10 protein-coding genes are annotated in these 11,479 nt (G+C 39.7%); 4 read left to right on the top strand and 6 right to left on the bottom strand.

The features are described from left to right. The first annotated feature begins 85 nt into the window (after window positions 1-85). The 4 genes from QWY93_RS14890 (at window position 86) to istB (ending at window position 4,277) form a co-directional block, all read left to right on the top strand. On the top strand, window positions 86-634 hold the full coding sequence (locus QWY93_RS14890) for a ferritin (protein WP_290249176.1): 549 nt from the start codon (window positions 86-88) through the stop codon (window positions 632-634). Window positions 635-852: 218 nt separating this feature from the next. Continuing rightward, window positions 853-1,314: a DUF1801 domain-containing protein gene (locus QWY93_RS14885; RefSeq protein ID WP_290249175.1), complete on the top strand. Its 462-nt coding sequence runs from the start codon at window positions 853-855 to the stop codon at window positions 1,312-1,314. Window positions 1,315-1,980: 666 nt separating this feature from the next. Beyond that, window positions 1,981-3,528 (top strand): IS21 family transposase, encoded by a 1,548-nt coding sequence (istA, locus tag QWY93_RS14880; RefSeq protein ID WP_290249173.1) that lies wholly within the window; start codon window positions 1,981-1,983, stop codon window positions 3,526-3,528. An 11-nt stretch (window positions 3,529-3,539) separates the two neighbouring features. Beyond that, on the top strand, window positions 3,540-4,277 hold the full coding sequence (istB, locus tag QWY93_RS14875; RefSeq protein ID WP_290246385.1) for an IS21-like element helper ATPase IstB: 738 nt from the start codon (window positions 3,540-3,542) through the stop codon (window positions 4,275-4,277). Between the two features lie 125 nt (window positions 4,278-4,402). Here istB and QWY93_RS14870 read toward each other — a convergent pair whose 3' ends face one another. The 6 genes from QWY93_RS14870 to gatB all read right to left on the bottom strand — a co-directional run bounded on the left by QWY93_RS14870 (window position 4,403) and on the right by gatB (window position 11,407). Further along, a complete protein-coding gene (locus tag QWY93_RS14870; protein ID WP_290249172.1) occupies window positions 4,403-6,850 on the bottom strand; it encodes a leucine-rich repeat domain-containing protein in 2,448 nt (815 codons plus the stop codon). Beyond that, complete coding sequence (locus QWY93_RS14865) at window positions 6,837-7,679, bottom strand: hypothetical protein (protein ID WP_290249170.1); 843 nt, start codon at window positions 7,677-7,679, stop codon at window positions 6,837-6,839. Before QWY93_RS14865 ends, QWY93_RS14870 begins: the two co-directional genes overlap by 14 nt. After that, complete coding sequence (locus QWY93_RS14860; RefSeq protein WP_290249169.1) at window positions 7,676-8,254, bottom strand: hypothetical protein; 579 nt, start codon at window positions 8,252-8,254, stop codon at window positions 7,676-7,678. The genes QWY93_RS14865 and QWY93_RS14860 overlap by 4 nt, the downstream gene beginning before the upstream one ends. A gap of 29 nt (window positions 8,255-8,283) precedes the next feature. Further along, window positions 8,284-8,751, bottom strand: coding sequence for a nucleoid-structuring protein H-NS (locus QWY93_RS14855; protein WP_290249168.1), 468 nt, complete (start codon window positions 8,749-8,751; stop codon window positions 8,284-8,286). A gap of 75 nt (window positions 8,752-8,826) precedes the next feature. Further along, window positions 8,827-9,942, bottom strand: coding sequence for a TlpA disulfide reductase family protein (locus QWY93_RS14850; protein ID WP_290249167.1), 1,116 nt, complete (start codon window positions 9,940-9,942; stop codon window positions 8,827-8,829). 4 nt (window positions 9,943-9,946) lie between these two features. Beyond that, window positions 9,947-11,407 carry an Asp-tRNA(Asn)/Glu-tRNA(Gln) amidotransferase subunit GatB gene (gatB, locus tag QWY93_RS14845; RefSeq protein ID WP_290249166.1) on the bottom strand — a complete coding sequence of 487 codons (1,461 nt, stop codon included), beginning with the start codon at window positions 11,405-11,407 and terminating at the stop codon, window positions 9,947-9,949. Between the last annotated feature and the right edge of the window lie 72 nt (window positions 11,408-11,479).

Genomic DNA, 11,479 nt, shown 5'->3' with positions numbered 1-11,479 from the left:
TAAATTCTGATTTATGTGGTAAGACACTTAACTAAAGTCTTAAAGTTTGGTTAAGTTTGTTATAAATCATTAAACACTTATGGCTATGAAAACAAAAGAAAAAGAAATAGTAACCCTTCAGCGTTCTTTGCTGCAGGATACTGAAAAAATGTTGAACAAGCAGATTGAGATGGAAGGAAAGTCATCTGCTTCTTATTTGTCTATGGCTTCCTGGTGTGATATGATGGGCTATGACAATGCTGCCAAACTGCTATATGAACATGCAGAGGAGGAAAGGAATCATATGCTTAAATTATTCCATTATATCAATGATGCTGGTGGCCTTGCCATCCAACCTGAAATAACCGATATCAAGCATCATTTTGATTCATTAAAAGAAGTTTTCCAATTGGTTTTGGAACATGAAATACAAGTAACCAAATCCATTAATATCATTGTAGACCATTGTTTTGGCGTAAAAGATTTTGCTACTTTTAGCTTTATGCAATGGTATGTAACCGAGCAAAGAGAGGAAGAAACTTTAGCGAGGAGAGCTTTAGAACTCTTTGATATCATCGGTGAAGAAGGGGTTGGTCTATGGACTATAGACAAGGAGCTTGGAAAACTTCACGATACCACGACTGAAGCCGAGTAAATAATGAAAATTTTCCCACTAAAAAAAGCGACTTTGTAAACGAAGTCGCTTTTTTTAGGTTTATATACCGGCAAATAATCCTGCGATTTCAAAAATCCGGAAAGGCTCAATAAAATAGATTCCTTTCATAATATTTACCAATAGGCAATAAAGCGGTTAACCAAATTCCGGTTTAAAGAATTCTCCAAAAAAACAATGTTCAATAGGTTTTTATTATTATGAAGATAAATGCCAATAGTCCTGAAGATAAGATTAAACAGATTCCAGAAGACCGAAAAGGGGCTTTTATACAGTTAAGGAATACCATTCTAGATAAATTCCAGAAGGGTATGAAGAACCATGAATTATGGCAGGATAGGGTATGTTATGTAGTGCCCCTTAAAATTTATCCCAGCGGTTATCATTGTGATCCTACATTACCTCTCCCTTTTATCAATATTGCCTCCCAAAAAAACTTCATTGCCTTTTACCATAGTGGACTTTATTCACAACCAGAACTTTATGCATGGTTTGTTTGGGAATTCCCTAAATACAGTTCAAAAAAACCGGATATGGGAAAAAGCTGCGTTAGATTCAAAAAAACTTCTGATATACCATTTCGGTTGATTGGGAAATTGGTGCAAAAAATGTCAGTATCAGATTGGATACAACTTTATGAAGAAAAAGTGAAACCCAAATAATATTGAATTTTCAACAAAAAAATGTTTCCATTTAAAATGCAATAGTCATTTCCCAATTTTTTCAACCACCTAAATACGTTTATTTGGTTAATTGTTTAACCGAAGACCTGTTTGATTAAAATCCCAATTCAGAAAAAATAGGATTCAAAATCTTCGGTATTAAGCATAGGGGATTTTAAATTTGGAAACCAGTTAAGTTCACCTAAGCCAGATTGTTGCTACCTATTCACTTCCCTTTTTTGGAGCAATAAATTTTCAACCACAGAAATATTTATAGAGAACTATACCAGGGAGTTAGCATTGAGGGTGAAAGGGAACAACTACCTCTCAACTTCTTTAAGTTTGAGAAAATTCCCCTCCCAATAACGGTACTGATTTTATTTCAGATCTTTTTTCGAATTTGGGTAACCTAGGATTCAAGTCTTGATTATTCCTGGTTAGACAAGAGAAATACCAACGGCTATAAATGGATAGGATAAAAGTTGGTTAATAAAATATGCAGAGGAGATTGGATATAACGGTTTGATTTGTGCCACCCTTTTCGGCCAAACTGTGCCAGTCCTTTCGGTTTAAACCGTGCCAATTCCAGGGCAGATTTCGGTTCGAACCGTGCCACTTTTGAAAGATCAAGTTTAACCTGCTATATCGCCTGTAAAAAAGAGCGATATGGCCAACATACTTGATCCTATGGATATAAAGCAGATTTTCAGTTTACACAGGGACGGGCTCAGCAACCGGAAAATAGGTGCCGTACTGGGGATTTCCCGCAACACGGTCAACCAGTACATCTCCTGGCTTGCAGCCTCGGACTACGAAGTTGATGAGGTTCTGTCCCTTACCAGCGTTAAATTAAGGGAGCTGTTCCCTTCCCGCACAACCATAAAGAATGACAGGTTTGATGCCCTGATGCGTTATTTTGACCAAGGGAAAGCCGCCAGAAACCACCCGGGATTTACTTTTCTGCACCATTACGAGGAGTACAGGCAGCTTGTGGATTCTCCTTACAGCTATACGCAGTTCATGGAGCATTACCATAGAAAATATCCCAGGGAAGAGGGATCCATGAAGCTTGAACACCTTCCAGGCCATGAGGTGTTCATCGATTTTGCGGGCACAAAGATAGAAGTCGTGGACCGTGATACCGGGGAAGTCAAAAAGGCGGAAGTCTTTGTGTCAGTGCTTCCCTTCAGCCTGTTCACCTATGTAGAGGCATGTTGGAGCCAGAAACGTGAGGACCTTGTCCATTGCATGAACAACATGATGTGGTTTTTTGGGGGTGTCCCCAGGGCCGTGGTATCGGACAACCTAAAATCGGCGGTCAGCAGGGCCAGTAAATATGAACCGGAGATCAACCGTTCCCTTAAGGATTTTGCAAGGCACTATGATTGTGTCATCAATCCCACCAGGGCATACAGCCCCCAGGACAAAGCACTGGTCGAGAATGCGGTACAGCTGAGTTACCAGCGCATATACTATCCCCTTCGGGAGATGACCTTTTTTTCGATCCATGATCTGAACCGGGAGATAAGAAGGCTGTTGGAAAACTACAACAACATGCTTTTCCAGAGAAAGGAGGCCAGTAGAAGGGAGCTTTTCCAGTCCATGGAAAGGGAATGCCTGAAACCGCTTCCCACAGGCATATACCAGCTCAAGGACTATACCAGGGCAAAGGTCCAGAAGATAGGGTACGTCTACTTCTCCCCGGACAAAAGCTATTACAGTGTCCCGTATAGGTATATCGGAAAGTCCACCCAGATCCATTATACCAGGGACACCGTGGAAGTCTACCATTACCATGAAAGGATCGCCCTGCACAAAAGGAACGGGGCAAAGGGTTGCTACAACACCAACAGGGAACACCTCAGCAGTACACACAAAAAATACCTCGACTGGAGCCCGGACTACTTCAAGAAGCAGGCAGCTCCCTTGGGCTCCAATGTGGCCACATGTATCAGTGAACTTTTTATCGAATCAGATTACCCGGAAACGGCCTACAAAAGGGCACAGGGTATCATAAAGCTTGCAAAGCTTTATGGCAGGGAAAGACTGGACTCCGCATGTGGCAGGGCCATATATGCCAAGGCAATATCCTACCGCAGGATCAGGAACATACTTGAAAACAACCTGGACAAGGTCACCCCGGAAGAGCTGGACAAAAAAGAATCCCATATTCCCGACCACGAAAACATCAGGGGTGCATCCACTTACCAATAAACAAAACAATTATGAACAGTAACCAGACAGTAGAAAAACTCAGGCAGATGAGGCTCAGTGCCATGGCAGAGCTCCATCATCAACACATTGGCAGCAACAGGTTCGCCGACTTTACCGCCGATGAATACATCGCCCTACTGGCAGACCACGAATGGGAAGACCGGCAGAACAAGAAAATGGCCCGGTTGATCAAAAAGGCCGCTTTCAAACAGAAAGCATCCGTTGCCGACATCGATTACAGCCATAGCAGGAACCTTGACAAGAATATGTTCACCAGGCTTGCAGGGCTTGGCTTCGTGGACAAAAAAGAAAACATTATCATTACCGGACCTTCGGGGGTAGGGAAAAGCTATCTGGTACAGGCCCTGGGAAACCAGGCATGCCTGATGGGGTACAGGACAGTATACAGCAGCACCTCAAGGCTGCTGTCAAAACTCAAGCTCTCCAAAGCCGACGGAACCTACCTCAGGGAACTGAGGAAACTCCAGAACACCGACCTGCTCATACTCGACGACTTTGGGCTGCAGGCTTTTGATGCAACGGCAAGGGAAATAGTATTGGACATCATTGATGACAGGTTTACCGAAAAATCAACCCTTGTATCCTCCCAATTGCCAGTATCCACCTGGTACGATATCATTGGGGAAGGAACCATCGCAGATGCCATACTGGACAGACTGGTAAACTCTTCCCATAGAATAGACCTCAAAGGGGAATCTTTGAGAAAGGGAATCTTGAAAAATGAATAAAAATTAACCTACTTTAAATGATCTTTCTTAGTGGCACGGTTTGACCGAAATCACTGGCATGGTCAGACCGAAATAACCAGAGATTTCCTCTGCATATCCTTTAGGTTAAATTTAATATCTTTCCCTTAGTAATACTTAATATCACATTCAGGATTAGCTGTTCTGAAATTGTTAATTTGTCTATTGTTGACCCGGGTATTGAAGCAAACCAATTGTTCTAGATTAATTAAATCATGGATAGGGTTCAAGCTTCTCACATCCGTACTGGCAATATCAAGTACACGGAGATCATATAGGCTTTCTAAGCCCTTCAGTCTTTTCACCCCTGTCCCGGAAAGGATCAACGTTTTGAGCCTGGCAAGAGATTCCAGCTCCCTTAAATCTTCCACTCCTGTATTGGATAGGTTCAACTTTTCCAAATACTGCAGACTTGCCAAAGGTTCAAGGTCCTCAACCGGAGCTTGATTTATCGTCAATTCTTTCAAATACTCCAACTGGGTAACAGCGGAAATATCTGACAAAGGAACATCCCTAATTTCAAGTTTTTGGAGATTGATGAAATATCCCAAAGGTTGTAGATTATAAATCCCCGAATTTGAAATATTCAAATTCCTGGTTGAAGTCAACTTATGGAGTTCATCAGTTCCCGGATCTTCAGATAATTCAAATTCCTTTCTGAAAACATCTTTCCATACGCTCTCAAGGTTTTCCCACCAAAATTGGAGTTCCTCGGTCCGGAATATCACATTCGCTTTGGGAACTATCTGTAAAATTTCCTGAACTTCCCATTTAGGCACCTCTGTCCCATCAACATCCAAATATTCCAATTTTTCCAATGATCTTAACGGAGTAATGCTGGCTATTTGAGATTGATTAAGAGAAATATAAACCATTGTTTTAAGGTTTTTCAATGGTTCGACATTGGTAACGGCAGAGTGGTTACCAGATAGTTTTTCCAGGGTTTTAAGCCCCGCCAATGGAGAAAGATCATGGATTTTAGTACTATCAATATTGAGGGCTTTAAGTTTCTTAAATTTCAAAATAGGCCTCAAGCTGATAACCTCACTATTGGAAATATCTAATGAGTCCATACTTACGATGGCAGATATCTCTTCCACTGTAGGCATATTACTGCTACCCAAATTCCCAATTTTTTGCAAAACAACTACCCATCCATCTGGAAGAGTATTCCACCAGGTCTGCAAGTTTTCAACATTATGAATTAACAAGACCTGATTATTTTTCCTGGCAAAATCATCAGCCTGATCTTCTGTAATATTGGTCCTGTCTGCATATAACTTTTTCAGAGATTCCAAACCATTCAAAGGCTCTAAACTGTTAACTTCGGTTTGGTTAATATTTACCACTTGGAGTTTTTTTAATTCCTTCAATGGGGATAAATCCAGAATATTTGTTTGTTCTAAATTTACTTCCTCCAGGTTAGTTAGTTCGCCCAAATAATTAAAATTTATCAGGTAATTCCTTTTTATATTGAGTTTTTTCAGATTTTTAAGCCTTTGAATACTTTCCAGGTTATTGAACCCACTTTTTTCCAGGGATAATACTTCCAAGGACTCAAAATCATTCATAGAAGCAAAACTCATCAAGGGAGTATTGTTTGCTTTTAAGTTTTTTAGTTTATCTAAGTTTTTGAGTTCATCAATATTGGAGATTTGGGTATTGGAAATATCCAGATAAACCAATTCCTCTGAATACTTGATAAACTGAATATCCTCGGTTGGGGTATTAGAAACATCCAAATATGCTAAATAAGTTACATTACTAATCGGCTTTAGTTCTTGAATGAGCGTTCCACTGATATTAATGTATTTTAAATCCCTAAGGGCTTCTATTGGGTAAAGATCCTGAATATAATCGTTTCCAGAAAGGTCAAGGCTATCCATAGCACTGATTTTATATATCTGATCCAGACTAACGGTATCCTCAACGATCTCAAATTTCTCCCTAAAATAACTTTCCCAACCTAAAGAAAGGCTATTCCACCATTCCTGAAGCTCCTTATCCCTACTAAGTTTTGTAGTGTAAATACTGGCAATTTTTAGTTCATTTGATTGCCTGTTCAGGTTTACTTCTACAAATCGGGGTTTGGTATTTTCAATTTTTTCGTTGTCCAATCCGGTTGCTGTAAGGGTCCTATCCATGGAGACAATGAACGAAAGCTCCTCATTATCCCTTAAAAAAGGTTCAACCTTCCTGACTTTAAATTTAAAACTGGCATCTTTAAAGAAGAACTCAACATCTTTTAGATAAGCAGTAATATCTTTATTAGTAATAACTTTTCTATCCATTACCAGATCGTCTTCGACCTGGACTTCTCCATCCCTGAATATCTTTTTATAGCTTTCTGTAATAATGACATCCTTATCCCGGGCAGGAGTTTCCTCACTACCTACGGTATTAAGAAAATACTCCAAAAACTGGATTTGGTCTTCCACTTTCTGGGAAAAATCTTTGATTTCTTGTTTAGTATAGTCTCCCATTTCCTGGGCCTTACCCAGAGAGCTAACCAACAAGGCCAAAATTAAGCATATATAAAACTTACTTTTGATCATATATGTAGTTTAGGATAACTTCTTTATCTTCTTCGTTTTTAATCTTCACTAAATTTGAAACCAACCAACCCGTATTAAATCCCGGCCTGTTAAATTGGGCCACTTCAAAATACCATTTATCAATTTGAAAGAAATGGAATTTTACGCCTCTGACGGTTACAAAATTGATATTGCCTTTTTTTATTTCATAAAGAAAAAGGGAAAGGTAATCAGGCTGAAATTCATCAGGTGTATATGATTCCGGCTTTTTATTATCCTGCAATGCCTTCCTTAGGTTCATAAATCCTAGTTCATGACTTAAAGGATGCAAAAAAGGCTTATCTTTTCCTTTTTCTTTGTCAAAAAACTGTTTAAATGCCTCGAAATTCACTTTATGAATAACCCATTCATATCCTAAGCCTTCTGGTTGAAGTTTTAAGTAAAGGGTAATATTTTCTTTATTTCCTTTGTAGTTGAAAACCGTGGAAACCTCAGCAAACCACTGGTCACCATGAAACTGCAAGTATTGAGGGTAATTTATTGAATTAACCTGATTAATAAATTCCCTTTTTAAGCTGGAAGGAATTTCAGAGGTTTCATTATCAAAAAGTATATTAATGTATTTTTGTCTAAGGTCCCTATCACGGTAATTTTTATCCCCAGGATGATACCGGGTCAGGCCATCTTCACTTTCTTCGGCATTAAATCGTCTAAAGAATTGGTTAAGTTGTTTGGTAGAAGCAGCAAATCTGCCATCATCCTTAGGTTGCCCGGGGCTGTATAAACCTTGCCCCGGAGCAAACTGTAAGGATAAAATGAATGCAAAAACAAATAATGTTATTCTCTTCATGCGGAAGTTTCAGTCACTCTGATATCACCCAGCATCACGTCCCAAAATTCGATGGTTCTTCCTGCCACCTGGGTTTGCTTTTTCTCTACATAGATGGTGATATCCTTCTTGGTAGTATCTTTATAATTAAGGCCACTTTCAGCAGAAGTTCCTTCAAATCTCTGATAAATGGTTACCACACCTACGTAACGACCATCAGGCTGTCTTTCCAAATCGGAAATGTAATGGATGTCATACCAACTGATCCTTACCTGGTCGTAGTTTAGCGCCATCAATCTTTCGAAGTACCTTCTTACAGGATAATAGGCTATTTCTTCTCTGTTCAAAGAAGAAACCCCCATTTCAGCTCCTGGTGCAAAAAGTTCTTCAGCTCTATCCATCACACGGTTAGCTTCAGAAAACTGGGTTTCTTTGCTACCGATGATGCTGATATATTTACTCAAATCCTTTACTTTTTCAAGTGCCAAGGAATCAATGGCTTGTTTTCTTTGTGGACTGATGTTATCAGACTGAGCAACGGCAAGTAAAGACGTTGCAAAAAACATTAATATAAATGCTGGAATATATTTTTTCATAGTTGACAATCTTTTCAGATGGTTATTTTTTATCGACGACGAAGTTCAAGCTCAGTCACTTTCCCGCTTCCATTCAAGCGTACATCACTGATAAAATTAAGATTCTTCTTGGTGTCTTTTAGGTAATTCAAATACGCTTCAATGGTCGTAGGCTGGTCATAATCTTTGATGCCATTTTCTTCATGAATTACGATGAGCACAGGAGTATTTTGGTTGGCAAACATACTCAATGCCTCTTGGATGGATCTGTTAGCACTTTGTACATTAGAAGAATTGGCAATTACAGAAAAGTAATTTTCAAGTTTTCCTACGGCTACTTCTTCCTCAGAAGGCTCCATTTCTTTTTCAGGTTCTGGAGCTGGCTCTTCTACAGGGGCTGGTTCTGGAGCGGCTTCCACCACTTTTTTCTTACTTTTACATGCTCCCATGGCCAACAAGCCAAACAAAGCCAAGGTCAACAACCTGCTTAGTGGAGATTTTACACTTCTTTTTTTCATCTTCAAATAGTCTATTTTATTATGAGTTGGTTATTTAAGTTCATTTTTATGGGCTCTCGATCAAAAAGCATTCCACTATTCAAATATTTCTTTTAATTTGTTTTCCAAGCTTGGCCCTCTAAGATCTTTTGCAATTATTTTTCCCTCGGGATCAATTAAATAGGTAGCTGGAATGGCATTAATTTTATATGTGGATGCTGCTTCTGAATTAAAATATTTCAGATCGGAAACCTGCGTCCAGGTGAGGTTATCTTCCTCAATTGCTTTTTCCCAAGCCTCTTTGGTCCTGTCTAAAGAAACCCCAAAAACTTCAAACCCTTGATCGTTATACTCTTCGTATAACCTGACCACATTAGGGTTCTCGGCCCTACAAGGTTTACACCAAGCTGCCCAGAAGTCAATCAATACATACTTTCCTCGAAAATCAGATAAATTAACCGTATCCCCTTCTGGGTTGGGCAGGGAAATTTCAGGTGCAGGTTGTCCCATTGAAAGGGCCCTCATTTCATCCAATTGCTGCTTCAGGTTGACGATCATTTTTGTTTCGGGGTACTTCTCATCCAAAGCCTGAACAACGCTATCGACAAATGAAAAATCATTCCGGGGATTCAACATGCCAATGGCTGCCAAAGAAGCAAAACTTCCCTCCATGCTATTTATGGTTTCCTTTACCCTTTCGGATTGTTTGGTTTCCAATTCCATTGCCTTTTGCTGAATAGATTTTACAGTCGATTCATCCTTTTTGGATAAGGCCTGGTAATATTCAGCATTTAAATCATTGATATCCTTTTGATAATTTTCCGCAAGTTCATCCACTTTCAGAACCTGTTTGGTGTCGAAAGAACCTTCCAGCTCCAAACTTCCTTCTTGATCAAAATCATATTTAACCTCCAAATCTTCATCATACAAGGCTAGTTTCACTTGCTTTTCACCGTATAAGTCCAATTCATAAAAAGTTGGACCATCAAGTTCTAAAGTATATTCAAAGGCACCATTGTTTTTTACTTCAATGGTATCTATGGGCTCCACCCGGTCTTCCAAATATTTGGAAAGTACCAGATGGCCTTTAGGAGTATTTTCCAATTTCCCGGAAATCATCACATTCCCATCAAATCCACTTTTCACTTCATTGGAACATGCCGCTATCACCATGACAAGGGCAGCCAATGTCAAATTTTTCATTTTATTCATATAATCAATTTTCCAGTAATTCGGTCAATAATTTATTGGCCACTTTAGGATCAGCCTTTCCTTTGGACTTTTTCATCACCTGCCCCATAAACATTCCCAAAAGTCCCTTTTTCCCGGATCGATATTCCTCTACTTTTGCCTGATTTTCTTCCAATACCCTTTCAATGATTGGCTTTAGGGAGTTTTCATCACTTTCCTGAATCAGGTTAAGTTTCTGAGCGATTTCTAACGGGGTCCGGCCGGAATTCTTGATCATTTCAGGGTAAATCTTCTGCGAAGCTACCGAAAAGTTCACTTTCCCTTCATCAATTAAGGCAATCAAACTGGCCAGTTGCTTTGGTTTAACAGGGAAATCAGAAATATGTAGTGTCAGCTCATTCAAATAAGATTTGACCGGCCCCATCATCCAGTTGGAAGCCGCCTTATAATTTTTTGTTTGATCACATAATTCCTCAAAATATAGGGCAATTTCCTTTGAATCCGTTAGCACCGTCGCATCATATTCCGGAAGGCCAAAAACATCCACAAATTTGTGATGCAATTCCCTAGGAAGAGAAGGCAAATTAGATTGTACCTTTTCCAGCCATTCTTCAGAAATCACCACTGGACTTAGATCAGGTTCGGGGAAATAACGGTAATCATTCAGGTCTTCTTTTGTCCGCATACTTGAAGTCAAACCAGTCGTGGCATCAAATGTTCTTGTTTCAGAGATAATTTCCTCATCATTTTCAATCATTTCCACTTGCCGCTCAAATTCGTGTTCTATTGCCCTGGAAACATTACGGAAGGAGTTCATATTTTTCACTTCCACTTTTTTACCCAAGGTCTTTTCCCCTTTTAGACGAATGGAAATATTAGCATCGCACCTCATGGAGCCTTCTTCCATGTTACCATCACATATCTCAAGGTACCTTACCAATTTCCTGATTTCTGTCAAAAACTGATAAGCCTCCTCAGAAGACCGGATATCCGGTTCGGATACCATTTCCAATAAAGGCACTCCGGCCCTGTTAAAGTCCACAAGGGTATCCACTTCCCCAGCTAGGTGCATGGATTTCCCGGCATCTTCCTCCATGTGGATTCTGGTCAATGCAACCGAACGCTTTTCTCCACTTTCGAGGGTCACGGGAACAAAACCACCTACACAGATAGGGTTTTTATCCTGAGTCAATTGGTAGCCTTTGGGAAGGTCGGGATAGAAATAATTTTTTCTGGCAAATACATTATGCCGGGTTATTTCACAATTGCAGGCAATGCCCAATTTTATGGCATACTCCACGGCCTTTTTGTTTACCTTGGGTAAAGTCCCTGGATGGCCAAGGGTGATGACGGATATGTTGGTATTGGGCAAATTTCCATATTCGGTGGAATCCGAGGCATACATTTTACTTGCCGTTAACAACTGCACGTGCACCTCCAGCCCAACGACCAATTCGTATTTATCCTTAATTTCCTGTGATGGCATTTTCCTTTTATTAAATACTTTTCAATTAAAATTAATTAGAACACCAAAAATGGCAGTTTTTAAACTAAAACC

This window comes from Echinicola jeungdonensis (assembly GCF_030409905.1).
Classification (GTDB): domain Bacteria; phylum Bacteroidota; class Bacteroidia; order Cytophagales; family Cyclobacteriaceae; genus Echinicola; species Echinicola jeungdonensis.
Note: the sequence above shows the minus strand (reverse complement) of the source record. Positions and strands in the feature narration are given on the sequence as shown.

What these genes read in the sequence shown, in the direction of transcription:
- QWY93_RS14890 (WP_290249176.1), top strand. Translation starts at nt 86, where the DNA reads ATGAAAACAAAAGAAAAAGAAATAGTAACCCTTCAGCGTTCTTTGCTG.
- QWY93_RS14885 (WP_290249175.1), top strand. Translation starts at nt 853, where the DNA reads ATGAAGATAAATGCCAATAGTCCTGAAGATAAGATTAAACAGATTCCA.
- istA (WP_290249173.1), top strand. Translation starts at nt 1,981, where the DNA reads ATGGCCAACATACTTGATCCTATGGATATAAAGCAGATTTTCAGTTTA.
- istB (WP_290246385.1), top strand. Translation starts at nt 3,540, where the DNA reads ATGAACAGTAACCAGACAGTAGAAAAACTCAGGCAGATGAGGCTCAGT.
- QWY93_RS14870 (WP_290249172.1), bottom strand. Translation starts at nt 6,850, where the DNA reads ATGATCAAAAGTAAGTTTTATATATGCTTAATTTTGGCCTTGTTGGTT.
- QWY93_RS14865 (WP_290249170.1), bottom strand. Translation starts at nt 7,679, where the DNA reads ATGAAGAGAATAACATTATTTGTTTTTGCATTCATTTTATCCTTACAG.
- QWY93_RS14860 (WP_290249169.1), bottom strand. Translation starts at nt 8,254, where the DNA reads ATGAAAAAATATATTCCAGCATTTATATTAATGTTTTTTGCAACGTCT.
- QWY93_RS14855 (WP_290249168.1), bottom strand. Translation starts at nt 8,751, where the DNA reads ATGAAAAAAAGAAGTGTAAAATCTCCACTAAGCAGGTTGTTGACCTTG.
- QWY93_RS14850 (WP_290249167.1), bottom strand. Translation starts at nt 9,942, where the DNA reads ATGAATAAAATGAAAAATTTGACATTGGCTGCCCTTGTCATGGTGATA.
- gatB (WP_290249166.1), bottom strand. Translation starts at nt 11,407, where the DNA reads ATGCCATCACAGGAAATTAAGGATAAATACGAATTGGTCGTTGGGCTG.